The sequence below is a fragment of the Vogesella fluminis genome, from assembly GCF_014652335.1.
In the GTDB taxonomy this organism is placed as follows: Bacteria; Pseudomonadota; Gammaproteobacteria; order Burkholderiales; family Chromobacteriaceae; genus Vogesella; species Vogesella fluminis.
On the sequence record NZ_BMYP01000031.1, the window covers coordinates 20,880 to 37,955 of the forward strand.

General features: G+C 62.7%; 20 protein-coding genes, 2 tRNA genes and 1 pseudogene. 14 read left to right on the top strand and 9 right to left on the bottom strand.

Features of this window, described 5'->3' with window-relative positions:
* The first annotated feature begins 100 nt into the window (after nucleotides 1–100).
* Both IE083_RS11830 and IE083_RS11835 read left to right on the top strand, forming a co-directional pair.
* Nucleotides 101–760, top strand: a complete 660-nt coding sequence (locus tag IE083_RS11830) for an energy-coupling factor ABC transporter permease (protein ID WP_189353806.1) — start codon at nucleotides 101–103, stop codon at nucleotides 758–760.
* A 16-nt stretch (nucleotides 761–776) separates the two neighbouring features.
* Nucleotides 777–1,157 (top strand): MAPEG family protein, encoded by a 381-nt coding sequence (locus IE083_RS11835; RefSeq protein ID WP_189353807.1) that lies wholly within the window; start codon nucleotides 777–779, stop codon nucleotides 1,155–1,157.
* 76 nt (nucleotides 1,158–1,233) lie between these two features.
* Here the strand turns inward: IE083_RS11835 and murB are convergent, their stop codons facing one another.
* The 3 genes from murB to IE083_RS11850 form a co-directional block, all read right to left on the bottom strand.
* A complete protein-coding gene (murB, locus tag IE083_RS11840) occupies nucleotides 1,234–2,247 on the bottom strand; it encodes a UDP-N-acetylmuramate dehydrogenase (RefSeq protein ID WP_189353808.1) in 1,014 nt (337 codons plus the stop codon).
* 10 nt (nucleotides 2,248–2,257) lie between these two features.
* On the bottom strand, nucleotides 2,258–3,646 hold the full coding sequence (locus IE083_RS11845; RefSeq protein WP_189353809.1) for an MATE family efflux transporter: 1,389 nt from the start codon (nucleotides 3,644–3,646) through the stop codon (nucleotides 2,258–2,260).
* Between the two features lie 73 nt (nucleotides 3,647–3,719).
* Nucleotides 3,720–4,007 carry a hypothetical protein gene (locus IE083_RS11850; RefSeq protein ID WP_189353810.1) on the bottom strand — a complete coding sequence of 96 codons (288 nt, stop codon included), beginning with the start codon at nucleotides 4,005–4,007 and terminating at the stop codon, nucleotides 3,720–3,722.
* 378 nt (nucleotides 4,008–4,385) lie between these two features.
* On the opposite strand from IE083_RS11850, the gene pcnB reads away from it, so the two are divergent.
* The 7 genes from pcnB to rraA all read left to right on the top strand — a co-directional run bounded on the left by pcnB (nucleotide 4,386) and on the right by rraA (nucleotide 9,627).
* Nucleotides 4,386–5,744, top strand: coding sequence for a polynucleotide adenylyltransferase PcnB (gene pcnB, locus IE083_RS11855; RefSeq protein WP_189353811.1), 1,359 nt, complete (start codon nucleotides 4,386–4,388; stop codon nucleotides 5,742–5,744).
* A complete protein-coding gene (gene folK / locus IE083_RS11860) occupies nucleotides 5,741–6,226 on the top strand; it encodes a 2-amino-4-hydroxy-6-hydroxymethyldihydropteridine diphosphokinase (protein WP_189353812.1) in 486 nt (161 codons plus the stop codon). The genes pcnB and folK overlap by 4 nt, the downstream gene beginning before the upstream one ends.
* 38 nt (nucleotides 6,227–6,264) lie before the next feature.
* Nucleotides 6,265–6,903 (top strand): deoxynucleoside kinase, encoded by a 639-nt coding sequence (locus IE083_RS11865; protein WP_189353814.1) that lies wholly within the window; start codon nucleotides 6,265–6,267, stop codon nucleotides 6,901–6,903.
* Between the two features lie 113 nt (nucleotides 6,904–7,016).
* Nucleotides 7,017–7,808 (top strand): 3-methyl-2-oxobutanoate hydroxymethyltransferase, encoded by a 792-nt coding sequence (gene panB, locus IE083_RS11870; RefSeq protein WP_189353816.1) that lies wholly within the window; start codon nucleotides 7,017–7,019, stop codon nucleotides 7,806–7,808.
* A gap of 7 nt (nucleotides 7,809–7,815) precedes the next feature.
* Complete coding sequence (gene panC, locus IE083_RS11875) at nucleotides 7,816–8,649, top strand: pantoate--beta-alanine ligase (RefSeq protein WP_189353818.1); 834 nt, start codon at nucleotides 7,816–7,818, stop codon at nucleotides 8,647–8,649.
* A 34-nt stretch (nucleotides 8,650–8,683) separates the two neighbouring features.
* Nucleotides 8,684–9,064 carry an aspartate 1-decarboxylase gene (panD, locus tag IE083_RS11880; RefSeq protein WP_120811143.1) on the top strand — a complete coding sequence of 127 codons (381 nt, stop codon included), beginning with the start codon at nucleotides 8,684–8,686 and terminating at the stop codon, nucleotides 9,062–9,064.
* An 83-nt stretch (nucleotides 9,065–9,147) separates the two neighbouring features.
* Entirely contained in the window at nucleotides 9,148–9,627 is a 480-nt protein-coding gene (gene rraA, locus IE083_RS11885) for a ribonuclease E activity regulator RraA (RefSeq protein WP_189353820.1), read from the top strand.
* Between the two features lie 73 nt (nucleotides 9,628–9,700).
* On the opposite strand, the gene lolA is transcribed toward rraA, so the two are convergent.
* Nucleotides 9,701–10,303, bottom strand: a complete 603-nt coding sequence (lolA, locus tag IE083_RS11890; RefSeq protein WP_189353821.1) for an outer membrane lipoprotein periplasmic chaperone LolA — start codon at nucleotides 10,301–10,303, stop codon at nucleotides 9,701–9,703.
* A gap of 63 nt (nucleotides 10,304–10,366) precedes the next feature.
* Nucleotides 10,367–11,959 carry an NAD+ synthase gene (locus IE083_RS11895; protein WP_189353823.1) on the bottom strand — a complete coding sequence of 531 codons (1,593 nt, stop codon included), beginning with the start codon at nucleotides 11,957–11,959 and terminating at the stop codon, nucleotides 10,367–10,369.
* A 145-nt stretch (nucleotides 11,960–12,104) separates the two neighbouring features.
* Here IE083_RS11895 and IE083_RS11900 point away from each other — a divergent pair.
* Nucleotides 12,105–12,195 (top strand) — tRNA-Ser (locus IE083_RS11900).
* Between the two features lie 48 nt (nucleotides 12,196–12,243).
* Nucleotides 12,244–12,334, top strand: a tRNA-Ser gene (locus tag IE083_RS11905).
* A 46-nt stretch (nucleotides 12,335–12,380) separates the two neighbouring features.
* Here IE083_RS11905 and IE083_RS11910 read toward each other — a convergent pair.
* Entirely contained in the window at nucleotides 12,381–12,830 is a 450-nt protein-coding gene (locus IE083_RS11910; RefSeq protein ID WP_189353825.1) for an LEA/WHy family protein, read from the bottom strand.
* A 213-nt stretch (nucleotides 12,831–13,043) separates the two neighbouring features.
* Here IE083_RS11910 and IE083_RS11915 point away from each other — a divergent pair, with 213 nt between their 5' ends.
* The gene (locus IE083_RS11915; RefSeq protein WP_189353826.1) at nucleotides 13,044–13,346 is read left to right on the top strand and encodes a hypothetical protein; all 303 of its coding nucleotides are present in this window, start codon (nucleotides 13,044–13,046) and stop codon (nucleotides 13,344–13,346) included.
* Nucleotides 13,347–13,449: 103 nt separating this feature from the next.
* On the opposite strand, the gene IE083_RS15840 is transcribed toward IE083_RS11915, so the two are convergent.
* From IE083_RS15840 to IE083_RS11925, 3 genes and pseudogenes are all read right to left on the bottom strand, one after another.
* Nucleotides 13,450–13,713, bottom strand: coding sequence for a DUF1949 domain-containing protein (locus IE083_RS15840; RefSeq protein ID WP_373295192.1), 264 nt, complete (start codon nucleotides 13,711–13,713; stop codon nucleotides 13,450–13,452).
* Nucleotides 13,699–14,127: pseudogene (locus tag IE083_RS16050) on the bottom strand (YigZ family protein); the annotation flags it as partial. The gene IE083_RS15840 and the pseudogene IE083_RS16050, both read right to left, overlap by 15 nt.
* Before the next feature lie 78 nt (nucleotides 14,128–14,205).
* A complete protein-coding gene (locus tag IE083_RS11925; RefSeq protein WP_229799734.1) occupies nucleotides 14,206–14,403 on the bottom strand; it encodes a DMT family protein in 198 nt (65 codons plus the stop codon).
* 125 nt (nucleotides 14,404–14,528) lie between these two features.
* Here IE083_RS11925 and IE083_RS11930 point away from each other — a divergent pair, with 125 nt between their 5' ends.
* On the top strand, nucleotides 14,529–15,764 hold the full coding sequence (locus IE083_RS11930) for an anion transporter (protein WP_189353830.1): 1,236 nt from the start codon (nucleotides 14,529–14,531) through the stop codon (nucleotides 15,762–15,764).
* A gap of 171 nt (nucleotides 15,765–15,935) precedes the next feature.
* Nucleotides 15,936–17,021, top strand: a complete 1,086-nt coding sequence (locus IE083_RS11935) for a site-specific integrase (RefSeq protein ID WP_189353832.1) — start codon at nucleotides 15,936–15,938, stop codon at nucleotides 17,019–17,021.
* The last annotated feature ends 55 nt before the right edge of the window (nucleotides 17,022–17,076 follow it).

Here is a 17,076-nt window from a genome sequence, read left to right on the forward strand (position 1 = left end):
TGGTCTGGGTCCGGGGCAAAGAGCGCGATTTTACCCCGCTTTGGCGTGGCGGTGGGGCGCTCTGCTATGATGCAATTCTGTCGCCCGTGCTGATCCGCCGATGAATTTTCCCGATACGCTTTTTTCCCCGCCGCTGTTGTGGGCCGCCATCGGCCTGACCTTGCTGCTGCTGTCGCTGGCGGCGTGGCGCGTGCCGTGGCGCACGCTGCCGCACGGCGCGGTCAGCGCCTGGTCGGCGGCCTGCGTGCTGCTGGCGGCGATGTGGCTGGTCAAGGCCGGCCTGCAGCCGGGGCTGTCGTTTCACCTGCTGGGCGCGGCGATCTTCACCCTGCTGATGGGGCCGGCACTGGCGCTGCTGGCATTGGCGCTGGTGCTGCTGTTGCAGGCGGCGGCGGGGCAGCTGGGCTGGCTGGCGTTGGGGCTGAATTTCTGTGTCACGCTGTTGCCAGCGGTGGCGGTGACCGCGCTCGCATTGCGTCTGGCGCAGCGTTATCTGCCGGCACACCTATTCGTCTACGTGTTCGTCAACGCCTTTCTCGCCGGCGGCCTGAGCCTGATTGTCGCCGCCGCCAGCGGCATGGCGCTGCTGTGGCTACAGGGGGTGTACGACTGGCCCTACCTGCTGGACAACGCGCTGCCGTTCTATTTCTTGCTGTCGTGGTCGGAGGCGTTTACCAGCGGGCTGGTGCTGTCGATCATGGTGGTGTACCGGCCGCAGTGGGTGCGCAGTTTCGATGACGCGCGCTATCTGGCGCGCTGACTGAAAGGGGAGTGTGATGCAGTTTGCGTTCTGGGCCATCCTGCTGGCCGCGGCGATGCCGCTATTGTGGGCGGTGCTGGCCAAAAGCGGGCCGGGTTTTGACAATCACCAGCCGCGGCTTTATCTCGCCGGCCTGCACGGCTGGCGCCAGCGCGCGCAGTGGGCGCAGCAGAATTCCTGGGAGGCGTTCGCGCCGTTTGCCGCCGCCGTCATTGTCGCCTACCTGATGATGGTGACGCCGCAGCAGCTGGATGCGGCGGCCGCGGTGTTCATTGTGGCGCGCCTCGGCTACGGCGTGTGCTATGTCGCCGACTGGGCCACGCTGCGCTCACTGTGCTGGACGCTGGGCTTTGGCGCGGTGGTGTATCTGTTCCTGGCGGCGGCGCATCTGCTGTGACGCCGTTGCCAAAAAGTCATGCGGCCAACCTTGGGCAAGGTTGGCCGCATGGCGTTGCTGCCTGCCTATCCCGCGATTACAGCATGACCGGTTCGGCTTCCAGCGCCACGCCGTAGCGCGCCAGCACCGTGTCCTGCACCTTGGCCGCCAGCGCGGCGATCTGCCGGCCGCTGGCGTGGCCGTAGTTGACCAGCACCAGCGCTTGCCTGGCGTGCACGCCGGCGTCGCCGTCGCGGTAGCCCTTCAGTCCGGCCTGGTCGATCAGCCAGCCGGCGGCCAGCTTCACCCCTTCGCCGGCCGGGTAGTGCGGCAGCGCCGGGAAGCGTGCCAGCAGCGCGGCGGCCTGTTCGCTGTCGACGATCGGATTCTTGAAGAAGCTGCCGGCGTTACCCAGTTGAGCCGGGTCCGGCAGCTTGCTCTGGCGGATGGCGATCACCGCGCGGCTGACATCCTGCGCACTCGGCGTGCCGCTGATGCCCATCGCTTGCAGTTGCTGGGCGATGTCGCCGTAGCCGGTCTTGCAGTGCGCGTGACGCGACAGGCGGAAGCGCACCGCAGTCACCAGATAGCGGCCGGCGTGCTGCTTGAACACGCTGTCGCGGTAGGCAAAGCGGCAGTCGGCATTGGCCAGCGTCACCGGCGCGCCGCCGTGCTGCAGGTCGGCGCACACCACTTCCGTGATGCAGTCCTTCACCTCCACGCCGTAGGCGCCGATGTTCTGGATCGGGCTGGCGCCGACGGTGCCGGGGATCAGGCTGAGGTTTTCCAGCCCGCACCAGCCCTGCTGCAGGGTGTGGCAGACGAAGTCGTGCCAGTTTTCGCCGGCGGCGGCCTCAATGATCACGCTGTCGCCGTCATCGGCCAGCAGGCGGATGCCCTTGAGCAGGATGCGCACCACGGTGCCGGGATAGTCGTCGCGCAGCAGCAGGTTGCTGCCGCCGCCCAGCCACAGCACCGGGCCGTCCAGCTCGGCCAGCAGGGCCGGCAGCTGACTCAGTTGCTGCAGTTCGGTATAGCGGCGTGCACTGGCGGCAATGCCGAAGGTGTTGAGCGCTTGCAGCGAAACGTGCTGCTGGAAGGTGATGGTCACGAAGCGGGCCTCACGAGGTTTGACGATGCAGACGCTGCCTGCTGATATAGGAAAGGTAGCCGACCAGGGTCAGCCCGGCCACGCTGAGGCTGACCACCAGCGCCGCCCAGAAGCCGTGCACGCCCAGGCGCGGCAGCAGCCAGTCGGTCAGCCCCAGCACCATGCCCAGCCCGAGGCCGAGACCCCAGAACGACACGATATGGATCATCATCGGCAGGGTGGTGATCTTGTAGCCGCGCAGCGCACCGGAGGCCACCGTCTGCATCGCGTCGGTCAGCTGGTAGAAGGCGGCGAACAGCATCAGGCTGCTGCCCAGCGCTACCACCGCCGGGTCCTGGCTGTACATGGCGATGATCCGGTGACGGAACAGCAGCACCAGCAGCATGGTCAGTGCCGCGGCGGCGATGCTGAGGGCGATGCCGATGCCGCTGATCAGCCGTGCCTGCAGGTAGTCGCCACGGCCGATGCTCTGGCCGACACGGATGGTCAGTGCGGTGGCGATGCTCTGCGGGATCATGTAGATCAGGCTGGAGAAATTCAGCACCGCCTGGTGGCTGGCCACCACCAGGGTGCCCAGTTGTGCGATCAAGAGTGCGATGAAGGAGAACAGGCTGACCTCGACGAAAAACGACAGCCCGATCGGCAGCCCAAGCTTCAGTATCGCCGGAAAACGCGACCACTGCGGCCAGCTGAATTGCTGCGTCAGGCCGTAGCCGGCCAGCGCCCGGTTGCGGGCCAGGTAGACGAACAGCGTGATGGCGTTGAACCACATCACCATGCCGGTGGCCCAGCCGCAGCCGGCACCGCCCAGTTGCGGCAGGCCGAACAGGCCGTGGATCAGCATGTAGTTGAGCGGAATATTCAACAGCAGCGCGATCAGGCTCACTACCATGATCGGGCGCGGGCGGTTGAGACTGGAGGCAAAGGCATGCAGCGCACGGTGCATCATCGCCGCCGGCATGCCGAAGGCGGCACCGTCGATGTACAGCATCACCTTGTCTTCCACCGCATCCGGCAGGCTCAGCCACTGGCGCAGCAGCGGCTGGATCGCCAGCATCAGCATGATGCCGAGGCAGCCGAGCAGCAGCCCGAACCACAGCCCCTGGCGTGCGGTTTCGCCGATGCGGCGGGTTTCGCCGGCTCCGAACTGATGCGACAGGATGGGGTTCAGCGCACTGACGATGCCCATCAGCGTGACATAGACAGTGACGAAGATGCTGGCACCCAGCGATACCGCCGCCAGGTCGTCGGTGCTGACGCGGCCGGCCATCACCGTATCGACAAAGCCGGTCGCGACCTGGGCGATCTGCGCCACCATCATCGGCAGTGCCAGATGGCTCAGGGCGCGGGTTTCTTCGCGGATGCGCGGCCAGCCGGCCTTGTCAAGATAAAACAGCATGTCGATCCAGCCCGGGAGCAAATCGCGGATTATAGCCGGATCGGCCGTGTGGCGCCTGTTCCGTGCTGCAGGATCAGGCAGCGTCCGGCCGGCGCAGGTGGCAGCTGATGATCAGCATGTTGCCGAACAGACGGTTGATCTGCAGCGCCTGGTCGACATCGACATCCTGCAGCAGCAGCTTGCCCTGTTGCAGGCTGGCGGTCAGGCCGCGTTCGCTGGCCCAGGCCAGCAATGCCGTCAGCTGGCGGGCGCCGGTGTTGTCGCCAAGGTGGATGGCACGCAACTCGCCGCGCAGTAGCGGGGCGGAACGGGCAGGGGTGGTGGCAAATTCGGTGTAGCGGTCTTGTTCGCAGTCGTACATGGTCCTGGCCTTCCTTGTCGGTCGCCCGGATTGTCCGAGCGACGCTTTAGCAGAGTTGGTTTAACGGCGCCCTGCAAGTTGTCGATTAACTCGGCGCCATGCGTTTTCACGCGGGGTACGGCTTTGCGGCAGCAGAAAACAAAAAATCCGCTGGCCAGTGGCTACAGCGGATCGCTTGATCTGACGCTTTAGCTGGCATTTGTAATGCGCCCGCAAGCTGATATCAAATCGGCGCAGGGAAAACCTTACGGCAAGCCGCTGCCGCCTGTCAAGCGGCCGCCGCCGGCAGGCGGGTGGAGCCTGTCTGGCGAATCGCGTTATAATCCGCCGCCGGACACGGACGTTGTGTCCCTTTTTTCTTACTCAGTGTAGCCCCCGATGATCCGTAAACTCATCAGTCGAATCTTCGACTTGCCTGCCAGCCTGGCCGGCAGCAAGAGCAAGCCGCGTGTGCTTGCCCTGGCCCAGCACGGCGTGCGCCGCGATGCACTCAGCCATGCCGCTCTGCGTGTGGTATCGCGGTTGCAGGATGCAGGTTTCTCAGCCTTTGTCGTCGGTGGCGCGGTACGGGATTTGCTGTTGGGCGTCACGCCCAAGGATTTCGACGTGGCCACCAATGCCACACCGGAGCAGGTACACCACCTGTTTCGCCGCTCGCGCATCATCGGCCGTCGCTTCCGCATCGTGCATGTGATGATGGGCCCGGAAACCATCGAGGTGACCACCTTCCGCGGCGGCGAAGTCGCCAACAAGAACGAAACCGGTCGCGTGATGGCGGACAATACCTACGGCAACCAGGTCGAGGATGCGCTGCGTCGCGACTTCACCGTCAATGCGCTGTTCTACAACCCGACCGACGAAACCATCATCGACTATCACCACGGCGTGAAGGACCTGCGCGCCAGGAAGCTGGTGATGATCGGCCAGCCGGCGCGCCGCTACCAGGAAGACCCGGTACGCATGCTGCGCGCGGTCCGCCTGGCCGCGAAGCTGGGTTTCACCATCGACGAGCATACCCGCAAGCCGATTGCGGCCAACGCCGCGCTGCTGCGCAACGAGCCGCCGGCGCGCCTGTTCGACGAGCTGCTGAAACTGCTGCACTCCGGCCACGCCTACGCCTGTCTGAAAATGCTGCGCGACGAGGGCCTGTCGCAGGGCACCTTCCCGCTGCTGGACGCGGTGATGGACGAACCGGGCGGCGAGACCTTCCTCAAGAACGCGCTGGCCAATACCGACGAGCGCGTGCGCGCCGACAAGCCGGTGTCGGTCGGCTTCATGCTGGCGGCGATGCTGTGGGCGCAGGTGCGCAACCGCTGGCAGCAGCGCCTGCAGCAGGGCGAGCGCGACATCGCGGCACTGGTCGAGGCGATGGCGGAGGTGGAAACGCTGCAGGACAACGACTTTGCCATTCCGAAGCGCTTTTCCGCCACCATGCGCGAGATCTGGTTCCTGCAGCCGCGTTTCGAGAGCCGTGCCGGGCAGCGCCCGTTCCGCTTTGTCGAGCAGCCGCGCTTCCGCGCCGCCTATGATTTCTTCTGCCTGCGTGCCGATGCCGGCGAGGTGCCGCGCGAGCTGCAGCAGTGGTGGGAAGACTTCCAGAACGCTGATACCGCCGAGCGCCAGCAGCTGGTCGACGACGCGCGCAACAGCGGTGGCGAAGCCGCCAATCCGGAGCGCAAGAAGCGCCGTCGCCGTCGCAAGCCTGCCGCCGCCGCCGGTGGCGGGGAGCCGGCGTGACCCTGGCGGTGATTGCGCTGGGCAGCAATCTGGAAAATCCGGTGCAACAGGTGGAGGCGGCACTGCAAAGGTTGGCCGCATTGCCGGCCACGCGGCTGGTGCGTCGTTCCGCCTGCTACCGCACCGCCCCGGTCGGCTACGCCGAGCAACCCGATTTCATCAACGCGGTGTGTGAAGTGGACACCGAACTGGACGCCGAAGCGCTGCTGGCGCAGCTGCTGCAGCTGGAGCAGGACTTCGGCCGCGTGCGCAGCTTCCGCAATGCGCCGCGGGTGCTGGACCTCGACCTGCTGCTGATGGACGGCGTCACGCGCGACGGCGAGTTCTTGACGCTGCCGCACCCGCGCATGCACGAGCGCGCCTTCGTGATGCTGCCGCTGGCGGAAATGGCGCCCGAGCGGCAGTTGCCGCAGGGCCGGGTCGGTGACATCGCCGCCGCGCTCGACGGCAGCGGTGTCAGCCGCCTGCCGCGCCGTAACTAACCCCGGCAGCAGCGGCTGCCCCTCCGAGGAGTACCCTGATGACGCAACTGCGCTATGTCGTGGTGGAAGGCCCCATCGCTTCCGGCAAGGCCGCCCTGGCGCGACGGCTGGCGGAGCACTGGTCGGTACGTCTGCTGACGGAAGCTGCGGAGCAGAACCCGTTTCTCGAACGTTTCTATCGCAATCCCACGCAGCACGGCCTGGCTGCCCAGCTGTCCTTCCTGTTGCAGCGTGCCGACGCTGCCCATGACATGCTTTATGGTGATTTGCTGGCGGCACCGCTGGTGGCCGACTTCCTGTTCGAGAAGGATGCGCTGTTTGCCGAGCTGACGCTGGAAGACGACGAACTGGCGCTGTACCGCCGCATGGCTCCGCTGGTATTGCGCTCCCACCCGGTGCCGGACCTGGTGATCTACCTGCAGGCGTCGCCGGAAACGGTGCAGCAGCGGCTGGAGCAGGCGGTGGCCAGCGGTGCGATGTCTCCGCTGCCGGAAGGCTATGTCCAGCGCGTACACGCTGCCTATAGCACGTTTTTCCACGCCTACGAGGGCGCGCCATTGCTGATCGTCAACACCGACCATCTTGATTTGGTTGAAGGTGATGAGGATTTCGGGCTATTGTTGCGCTGCATCAGCGAGATGCGAGGCCAACGCAGTTACTTCAACAAGGGTATCTGAGCCCTGTCAGGCCGGAAGGCGGCGCCATCAGCTCCGCGCTACGGCCGCCCCTGCGTATCCGGGTTCTTACCCGCACCCCGGCCGCAGCTGCACGCAACGAGGAAAGACAGAATATGAAAATAACCGTTAATACTTTGCAGGCCATGGCCGCCGAGGGTCACAAGATCGGCATGTTGACCTGCTACGACGCGAGCTTCGCCACCCTGCTGGACGAAGCCGGGGTCGATATCCTGCTGGTGGGGGATTCGCTGGGCATGGTGATGCAGGGTGAGGACTCGACCCTGCCGGTGTCCATGCCGGAAATGGAGTATCACACCCGTTGCGTGGCACGCGGCGCCAAGCGCGCCATGGTGCTGGCCGACATGCCGTTCGGCAGCTACCAGGAAAGCCCGGCCCAGGCGTTTGCCAATGCCGCGCGCCTGATGCAGGCCGGCGCGCACATGGTCAAGATCGAAGGCGGCGCCTTCATGGCGGAAACCGTGCGTTTCCTGGTGCAGCGCGGCGTGCCTGTGTGCGCGCACATCGGCCTCACCCCGCAGTTCGTGAACACCTTTGGCGGTTACAAGGTACAGGGCAAGAGCGAGAGCGATGCCGAGCGCCTGCTTGACGACGCCCGCGTGCTGGCCGAAGCCGGTGCCACGCTGGTGCTGATGGAGTGCGTACCGGCAACGTTGGCCGCACGCATCAGCCAGGAGTGCGGCGTGCCGACCATCGGTATCGGCGCCGGCCGCGATGTCTCCGGCCAGGTGCTGGTGATCTACGACGTGCTGGGCGTTTATCCGGGCAGAAAGGCACGTTTCGTCAAGAATTTCATGGCCGAGGCACAGAGCATCCAGGGTGCGGTGGCCGGCTATGTCGCGGCTGTGAAGGATGGCTCCTTCCCGGCGCCCGAACACTGTTTCTGAGGTCAGCATGCAAATCATCCGTAGCATCGCCGAGCTGCGTGCCTGGCGCAAAACCGCCGGCCGCATCGCCTTTGTCCCGACCATGGGCAACCTGCACGAAGGTCATCTGGCACTGGTCGCCGCCGCGCATCAGCACGCCGGACAGGTGGTGGTCAGCATCTTCGTCAACCGCCTGCAGTTCGGCCAGGGCGAGGACTTCGACGCCTACCCGCGCACCTTCGACGCCGACTGCGACAAGCTGCGCACCGCCGGTGTCGCGGTGCTGTTCTTCCCCGACGAACGCGAGCTGTATCCGCGCATCAGGCAGGATTTCAACGTCGAGCCGCCGCATATCCAGAACGAGCTGTGCGGCGCCTTCCGCCCAGGGCATTTCCGCGGCGTGGCCACTGTGGTGAGCAAGCTGTTCAACATCGTGCAGCCGGACGTGGCCTGTTTCGGCAAGAAGGACTACCAGCAGTTGCACGTGATCCGCGCCATGGTGGATGACCTGAACATGCCGATCGAGATCGTGCCGGTGGATACCGGTCGCGCCGACGACGGCCTGGCGCTGTCCTCACGCAACGGCTACCTCAGCAGCGATGAGCGTGCCGAGGCGCCGCGGCTGTACCGCCAGCTGTCCGCCATCCGCGCGGCGCTGCAGGCCGGCGACAGCAATTATGCGGCGCTGGAAAAGGCCGCCTGCGACGAGCTGGATAGCCACGGCTGGCGCGTGGACTACGTCGAGATCCGCCAGGCCGACACGCTGGAGATCGCCCACGTCGGCGAGGCGCGGCTGGTGGTGCTGGCGGCGGCGCGTCTGGGCCGTACCCGGCTGATTGACAATATCGAAGTGGCGCGCTGATCCGCGCCGCAAGCAACAACAGGAAGACCGAACCATGCAGCGTTCCATGCTGAAATCCAAGCTTCACCGCGTCACCACCACCCACGCCGAACTGCACTACATCGGCTCCTGCGCCATCGATGAAAACCTGCTGGAAGCGGCCGACATCAAGGAATACGAAGAAGTGCAGATCTGGAACGTGACCAACGGCGAGCGTTTCGCCACCTACGCCATCCGCGCCGAGCGCGGCTCCGGCGTGATCTCGGTCAACGGTTCCGCCGCACGCCGCGCCGCGCCCGGCGACCTGCTGATCATCGCCTCGTTCGCCGCTTACGAGGACAGTGAACTGGCCAACCATACGCCGAAGCTGGTGTTCGTCGACGAGCGCAACCAGATGACCGAGCTGGCGTCGCTGACGCCGGTACAACCGGCCTGATTGCCGTCGTGATCCGTTCGAAACAAGCCGCCCGCAGAGGCGGCTTTTTATTGTCTGAACACAACCGAGAAAAGGAGAAATTGATGAGTTTTCTGACAACCGACCTCTACGACGCCAACGAGGGCCGCGTGGCGGTGGTGGAGCCGATGTTCCGCGCCTACGGCGGCCGTGCCCGTTTTGCCGGCCAGGTGGTGACGCTGAAGGTGTACGAGGACAATACCCGCGTGCGCGAAGTGCTGGCCGAGCCGGGGCAGGGCAGGATCCTGGTGGTCGATGGCGGCGGCTCCAGACGCTGCGCGCTGCTGGGTGACCAGATCGCCGAGCTGGCGGTGAAGAATGGCTGGGAGGGCGTGGTGATCTACGGCTGCATCCGCGACTCGGTGGCCATCAACGCGCTGGACATCGGCGTGCGCGCGCTGGATACCAACCCGAAGAAAACGGTGAAGCGCAACGAAGGGCAGCGCGACCTGGTGCTGGCCTTCGGCGCGGTCGAGTTCGTGCCCGGCCACTGGCTGTATGTCGACGAGGACGGGCTGCTGCTGTCGGCGACGCCGCTGCTGTAAGCCCTTGCGGCCAACGTTGGCCGCAGGCGTAAAAAAGCCGGACCCGTAGGTCCGGCTTTTTGTGCCTGGCGTTTTACTCGCCGACCACGTCGACGCCGGCGGGCGGGGTGAAGCGGAACTGTGCCGGGTTGATCTTGGCGTTGCGCTGCAGGTTCTTGAACTGGATGCGGGTGATGTTGCCGAAGCTGTCGGCCAGCTCCATTTCCACCAGCTGGTTGGCGGTGAAGCCCATCTTGATCGATTCAAACGTGTTGTCGGCCTTTTTCGGGCTGGCGGCCAGCCATTCCACCTTGCCGGTCTTGCCGACTTCGCGCAGCTGGTAGTCGCGCTCGATGGCGTTGCTGCCGGCCAGCAGCGCCGCCGGCGAATTGCCCAGCGCGCCGGCCTGGTCGCGGCGGGTAACCTGTGCCAGCTCCTTGTCGTACAGCCACAGCGTCTTGCCGTCGCCGACGATCAGCTGCTCGAACGGCTGGGCGTAGGTCCAGCGCAGCTTGCCGGGGCGCTGGATCTGCATGGTGCCGTGTGCGGTTTCCTGGCGCTGCTTGCCGCTCACCGTCTGGGTGAAGTCGGCGGCCAGGGTCTTGGTGCCGGCGATAAAGGCCTTGAACTGTGGCAGCGCGGCGGCGTGTACCGGCAGCGTGGCGGCCAGCAGCAGGCCGAGTAGGGCTTGTTTCATGCGTATCCTTAACTGGCGCGGGCGGTTGTCCCTGTGGCTATGACCCGCCCGCCTGGGCCGCGTTCAGCTGAAGCGGTTGGTAATCGGGTAGCGCCAGTCCTTGCCGAAGCCGCGATGGGTGATGCGCGGGCCGACCGGTGCCTGGCGGCGCTTGTATTCGTTGATCTTCAGCAGGCGCACCACGCGGTTGACGTCGGCCTCGGCATAACCGGCCTTGACGATGTCGGCGGCGGACTGGTTGTGCTCGACGTAGCGTTCCATGATGGCGTCCAGTACGTCGTACGGCGGCAGACTGTCTTGGTCTTTCTGGTCGGGGCGAAGTTCCGCCGACGGCGGCCGGGTGATGATGCGCTCCGGAATGATCTCGCCCTGGGTATTGCGCCAGCGGCACAGCGCGAATACCAGCGTCTTGGCCACGTCCTTCAGCACTGCGAAACCGCCGGCCATGTCGCCGTACAGCGTGCAGTAGCCGGTGGTCATCTCCGACTTGTTGCCGGTGGTCAGCACCAGCTTGCCGGACTTGTTGGACAGTGCCATCAGCAGCGTGCCGCGGATGCGCGCCTGCAGGTTTTCCTCGGTGGTGTCGGCGGGGAGGCCGGCAAACGACGGCGCCAGCGCGTTCATGAAGCTTTCGTACATCGGCCAGATTTCGATTTCGTCGTACTTCACGCCGACGCGTTGCACCATGTCGCGGCTATCGTCGACGCTGATGTCGGCAGTGTAGCGCGACGGCATCATCACCGCGTGCACCTTGTCGGCGCCCAGCGCGTCCACCGCGATGGCCAGCGTCAGCGCGGAGTCGATGCCGCCGGACAGGCCCAGCAGCACGCCGGGGAAGCCGTTCTTGCCGATGTAGTCGCGCACGCCGACCACCAGTGCGCGGTACGCGCTCTCCAGTTCGTCCGGTAGCACGGCAAGGTTGGCCGCAACGATGTCGCCATCCACCACGTCCAGCAGCAGCAGTTCGTCGTCGTAGGCGGCGGCCTGCGCCACCACTTCACCGGCCTTGTTCAGCGCGAACGAGGCGCCGTCGAACACCAGTTCGTCCTGGCCGCCGGTGAGGTTGACGTAGGCCATCGGCAGGCCGGTTTCCTGCACGCGGTAGCGCATCACCTCGTGGCGGGTGGCGATCTTGTTGCGGTGGAACGGCGATGCGTTCAGCGACACGATGACCTCGGCGCCGGCATCGGCGGCTTCGGCGGCCGGTTCCACCGACCAGCCGTCCTCGCAGATGATGATGCCGACCTTGACGCCATTCTGCTCGAACACCAGTGGCGCGGCGCCGGGGGTGAAGTAGCGGCACTCGTCGAACACTTCGTTATTGGGCAGCAGCATCTTGTGGTACTGGCCCAATCTGTTGCCGTCGCGCAGCACGGTGGCGGCGTTGAAGCGCTCATTGCCGAGGCGGGCAGGGTGGCCGATCACCAGCGTGATGCCGTCCAGCATTTCCAGTTCGTCGAGGCCGGCGTAGATGGCGCGGTAGAAGTGGTCGCGCAGCAGCAGGTCTTCCGGGCTGTAGCCGGTCAGCGCCAGCTCCGGCGTGACCAGCACATCGGCACCCTGTGCCATGGCCGTCCTGGCCAGCTCGAGGATTTTGCGGGTGTTACCGGCAATGTCGCCGACAACCGGGTTGAACTGGGCAAGTGCAATGCGCATCGGGAGAACCACCAGTAGAGAATCGATCGGCCGATTTTAGCGTTGTCTCGCCCGCACCGCATAAAAAACTTGCGCAACGGCCGACTCGCTTATACAATGCGCCTCCTCTGTTGCTTGAGCGGAAACGCCAGCGGCAAAGCCATCTGGAGAGGTGGATGAGTGGTTTAAGTCGCACGCCTGGAAAGCGTGTTTAGGGTAATACCCTAACGGGGGTTCGAATCCCCCCCTCTCCGCCAGATTTCCATTGTCCCGCTAGCGCGGCACGATATTGCAGTACACCTCACGGAGAGGTGGATGAGTGGTTTAAGTCGCACGCCTGGAAAGCGTGTTTAGGGTAATACCCTAACGGGGGTTCGAATCCCCCCCTCTCCGCCAGTATTGAAAAAGCCAGCTGCCTGCAGCTGGCTTTTTCGCGTTTGCGCTACGGCCCCGGCAGCTGCCAGTCGCCCCGGCTGCGGAACGGCATGTCGCCCAGCGTGCCGACGCCGAACACGGTGCCGTCGATCTGGTAGGTGAGCGCCGCCTTGCCGCCCGCCAGCTTGCCCAGCTGCTTCAGCCAGCCGGAGAGCGAGGTGTGCAGCAGCACCTTGACGGTATCGTTGCCCAGCGCCGGGATGCTGAATGGCTGGCTGCTGGCGCCGCGGGCAAAGTTATCGCCGTCGAGGCTGACATTGAAGCGCAGCCCCTGCGCGCTGAGCGGCTGCTGATTCGGGTTGCTGATGCGCAGCGTGACCTCGAACTCCTGCTCAAACAGCGTGGCCTTGCCGGTGGGCCGGATGTCGGCCAGCTGCACTTCCGGCTGTGGCCGTGACAGGCTGGCACAGCCGCCGAGCAGGGCTGCCAGCAGCAGCGGGAGCAGATATTTGGGCATCGGTGTCTCCCTCAATGGGTGATGGACAATACTCAGTGTACTTGGTGGCCCGTAAGCGTGCGTCGCCGTTTTATCGATATCTGCTGTGTTGTAGTTGCCAGTCCAGATGATTTGTTTCATATTGGCGTTCTATTCGTTTAGGATAAATGACAGTTCATATTGCACCAGTGCGGTTGGTGCGGACAGACGGTCATTGCAGTGACGAGGAGCAAGATGAACGCAGCAAAGAAAATCCGGCATTACCTGCAGACCGGGCAGGACGCGGCCCAGGTCGAAATCCTGCTGCAGCTGGCATACAGCCTGCAGACCGGCAAGCCGTTCCAGTTGCAGCCGCTGCATGACCTGCCGGAGCCGTACTTCGATACCGCGTTGCAGCTGATCCGCGAATGGCATCTGGATCACCACATCGCCTCGCGCAGCAAGCTGCTGGAGATGATTTATGCTCGTGCCCAGCGTACCGTTGCACGCAGCGCCCTGTCGGTGACGGCGACGTTGCAGGCTGTCACGGAACATTAATCTTATGGGACTAAGCTTGCCTTGCTGCATCCAGTTCCGCTGATAGTCCCTGTAATCCTGTTGCGATTTGGCCCGCGAATGCGGGCCGTTTTCTTTTTTCTTTTCAGCGGCAGTCCGGCCACTGCAGCTGGCCGTGACAGGCCTCGTTGAGGCTGGCGACCAGCGCCGCGCACTGCGATTCGGCAATGCTAAAGCTGAACAGCACCGCTGTGCCGTGCTCCACCGCCAGTAATTGCGCGTCCGCCGCCTGCAACAGGCGGCGCAGCCTGCCTTCCAGTGGATAGGGGACGAGACACTGCAGCTGGCGTTGGCGGATCAGCGGCAGGCGCACCGCCTGTTCCAGCGCGCTGTCGGTGTAGGCGCGCACCAGACCGCCGGCGCCGAGCTTCACGCCGCCGTAGTAGCGCACCACGCTGGCCAGCACGCCCTCTAGTGTAGTGCTGCGTTCTTGATGGAACTTGAAATCAGCTTGAAACCCGCATGGATATTGGTTTTCATATGTTTCAAATAGCGTGAAACACTACACTAGTTGCTGGTGGCGTAGCACTTCCAGCATCGGCCGGCCGGCGGTGCCGGATGGTTCGCCGTCGTCGTTGGCCACGGAGTGGCCACCGGCCATCAGCGCCCAGCACGCGTGCGCCGCCGCCGGGTGTGCCGCTTTCAGCGCCGCGATGCGCGCCAGTGCGCTTTCGCGGTCCGCCATCGGCTCGATACAGCCGAGGAAGCGGCTTTTCTTGATCTCAATCTCGCTATGGACCGCGTGTTGCAGGGTGAAGGGCATGCTGGCTCGGCAGGTAAGGGTCAGGGGCTTGCGGCCAACCTTGGCGTGCCAGGGTTGGCCGCAAGCGACGGATGCGCGTCAGCCGCGGAACATGAAGTAGACCGCGCCGACCATGCACAGGCCGGCCCAGACAAAATCCCACTTGAACGGCTGGTTCATATAGAAGATGGCAAACGGCACGAACACCGACAGTGAGATCACCTCCTGGATGATTTTCAGCTGCGCCACGCTCATCACGCTGAAACCGATGCGGTTGGCCGGCACCTGCAGCAGCACATGCAAGTAATTGGTTAGTGAGCGTGTTTTGCAAGTTTTGTTAAGATGGACAAATTCCTTGTGGGTGTTTGCCATTGTCCCTTTTTTAGCACGTCAATGAGGATGCTCCAGCCTGCGAAATCACAATGATCACGACTATTCTCATCATCTTCCTCATCGTCTACCTCGGCATGATTCTGGGTGGGCTACCATTTCTGCAGCTTGACCGTACCGGTGTGGCACTCCTCGGGGCGATCGCGCTGATCAGCATCAACGCGCTTAGCTTGGAAGAAGCGGTAGATGCCATTCACCTGCCTACCGTAATTCTGCTTTTTTCCTTTATGGTGATATCGGCGCAGATGCGTCTTGGGGGATTCTATGACTGGATAACCCACAAGCTTGCGGCACTATCACTCAGCCCTCCGTTATTGCTCGCCGTACTGATCGCCACGATTGCAGCCCTGTCAGCCGTGTTCAGCAATGACATCGTTTGCCTGGCGATTGCGCCGGTATTGGTCGATGCATGCAAGCAACGCAAGCTAGCCCCTGTGCCTTTCCTGCTGGCGCTGGCATGCGCGGCCAATATTGGTTCGGCAGCAACGTTGATTGGCAACCCGCAAAACATGCTGATAGGGCAAACTTTGCGCTTGCCATTCGCTGGCTATTTCCTTGATGCGGCTTTGCCGGTGGGACTGGGGTTGCTGATTACTTGGGGGGTAATCGTTTGGCAGAGTGGGGGGCGCTGGCGGGAAGAGGATGCAGTCGCAAATAATGTAGTTGCATTGGGTTTGCAACGTGCGGATGTGCCATTCAATGCCTGGCAAACTACCAAGGGTTTTGTGATTGCTGCCGTGCTGCTGATCGCATTTCTTGTGGCGCCTTGGCCTACCGAGCATATGGCGCTTGTTGGGGCAGGCATATTGCTTATGAGCCGCAAGCTTCATTCTCGGAATATGCTGGGATTGGTGGATTGGGAGCTACTGGTCTTGTTTATGAGCCTTTTCGTGGTAAATCATGCGCTTCAGCGCACGGGCATTACCGCTGATGCCATTCATCATCTTTCATCACTCGGGGTGCATCTGGATCAGCCAGAGTCATTATTTGCAGCCACATTTCTACTTTCTAACATTGTGTCAAATGTTCCCGCCGTTATGTTGCTCCTGCCGGTGGCACAGCATGAGATGAGCGGTTTGTTACTTGCTTTGGTTAGTACGCTCGCGGGTAACTTGCTGATTGTTGGCAGCATTGCCAACATCATTGTGGTTGATGCGGCTGCCAGGAGAGGGATCGTCATTGATTGGAAGTGCCACGCCCGCGTTGGTATACCCGTTACCGTATTAACATTGGCCGTATCCGCCGTTTATCTGGCACTACGTTTTTAGTTTGTTATGCTGTGAAGTAGTTTTCCGTGCAAGGCCAAGATAGAGAGCCCGCCAATGAGAGGGTTACGGCGCAAGGTACTTTTGCCTGTTTTTCAATTATCGGAACTGACGACGGCAGATGATCCTCGTGCACTTACGAGAATCATCATGGAAGGTAAGGGGCGCCCGTCCTTGACCTACCATTACCGATTTAGTTGGGAAGAGAATGCCAAGCGAGGATTCAACTTCAACCTATTTCCTGTTGTGCTCGACCGGAATGCTGCTCCGTGGCATCTAGGTATCTGCTACATCCTTGCCCTATTGGAGGGGGATACGGCCCCTGTCATGACAACGTATCAGAGTAGAGCGGACGATCTTGGCGCTTTCAAGGAGTGGCTAGATACCCAAGACGATCCCGACGATCTGATGTTTCGATTCCCTAGGATTAAGTTGCGAAGACCGACCTATCGTTATCGTGGTTATCTTCAGCAGCAGATTCAGGCTGGTGAGGTTGCACCGACTACAGCTAAGAGGCGGATGGGAACGGTTGTCGCCTTCTATCGCTGGCTGATTGGCAGCAACTACTTCCAACCAGAGTATCCGCCGTGGGAGGAGAAGCATTACCAGCTTGCCTTCAAAACTGGCGAGGGGATTGCGATATTTAAGAAGGTTGTTTCCACTGACATAAGGATCGGAGCACCCAAATCGGAAGATCCTTTTGCTGGTACCATTCAGGATGGAGGCAAGCTGCGGCCACTGACCGGCAGGGAGCAGCACTGGGTTTTAGAAGCCTCCGAGGCTAAAGGTAACACCGAGTGCTACTTGATCCAGCTTTTCATGCTGGTTACCGGAGCACGCATACAGACGGCTTGTACACTACGTCTACGGCACTTCACAAATCTTAGTCCGCAATATTCCACGGCTTTGACTGGAGATGGTGAGGTATTCAAATTAAAAGCTGGCCCTGGCACGGGTATCGACACTAAAAATAATAAAAATGGCATGCTGCTGATTCCGCGCCCAGTTTATGAACTGCTTCGCACCTATGCTTTGTCCGAGCGCGCCAAGCTGCGCAGAAGCAGATTTGTAGCTAAGCATGGTGAGCATCTCGATGCTTACCTATTCCTAACACAGCAAGGTACGCCTTATTACACAGCTAGGGCTGAGGCTCTGCGCTTTATACCCGACCTTGACTGCCGCTACGAGAAAACTGGTCAGTCCGTACGCCAATTTCTCAAAGAACATGTCATTCCTTATGTGCGCGAGCATCATGACTGAACCGCCCCGGGTTTCGCGGAGGCCATTTTGTGTGAGTCAGACCAGCATGGCCTGC

Excerpts from the sequence above, each read along its gene's own strand:
- IE083_RS11830 (WP_189353806.1), top strand. The coding sequence starts at position 101 with ATGAATTTTCCCGATACGCTTTTTTCCCCGCCGCTGTTGTGGGCCGCC.
- IE083_RS11835 (WP_189353807.1), top strand. The coding sequence starts at position 777 with ATGCAGTTTGCGTTCTGGGCCATCCTGCTGGCCGCGGCGATGCCGCTA.
- IE083_RS11845 (WP_189353809.1), bottom strand. The coding sequence starts at position 3,646 with ATGCTGTTTTATCTTGACAAGGCCGGCTGGCCGCGCATCCGCGAAGAA.
- IE083_RS11850 (WP_189353810.1), bottom strand. The coding sequence starts at position 4,007 with ATGTACGACTGCGAACAAGACCGCTACACCGAATTTGCCACCACCCCT.
- pcnB (WP_189353811.1), top strand. The coding sequence starts at position 4,386 with ATGATCCGTAAACTCATCAGTCGAATCTTCGACTTGCCTGCCAGCCTG.
- IE083_RS11865 (WP_189353814.1), top strand. The coding sequence starts at position 6,265 with ATGACGCAACTGCGCTATGTCGTGGTGGAAGGCCCCATCGCTTCCGGC.
- panB (WP_189353816.1), top strand. The coding sequence starts at position 7,017 with ATGAAAATAACCGTTAATACTTTGCAGGCCATGGCCGCCGAGGGTCAC.
- panC (WP_189353818.1), top strand. The coding sequence starts at position 7,816 with ATGCAAATCATCCGTAGCATCGCCGAGCTGCGTGCCTGGCGCAAAACC.
- panD (WP_120811143.1), top strand. The coding sequence starts at position 8,684 with ATGCAGCGTTCCATGCTGAAATCCAAGCTTCACCGCGTCACCACCACC.
- rraA (WP_189353820.1), top strand. The coding sequence starts at position 9,148 with ATGAGTTTTCTGACAACCGACCTCTACGACGCCAACGAGGGCCGCGTG.
- lolA (WP_189353821.1), bottom strand. The coding sequence starts at position 10,303 with ATGAAACAAGCCCTACTCGGCCTGCTGCTGGCCGCCACGCTGCCGGTA.
- IE083_RS11895 (WP_189353823.1), bottom strand. The coding sequence starts at position 11,959 with ATGCGCATTGCACTTGCCCAGTTCAACCCGGTTGTCGGCGACATTGCC.
- IE083_RS11910 (WP_189353825.1), bottom strand. The coding sequence starts at position 12,830 with ATGCCCAAATATCTGCTCCCGCTGCTGCTGGCAGCCCTGCTCGGCGGC.
- IE083_RS11915 (WP_189353826.1), top strand. The coding sequence starts at position 13,044 with ATGAACGCAGCAAAGAAAATCCGGCATTACCTGCAGACCGGGCAGGAC.
- IE083_RS11930 (WP_189353830.1), top strand. The coding sequence starts at position 14,529 with ATGATCACGACTATTCTCATCATCTTCCTCATCGTCTACCTCGGCATG.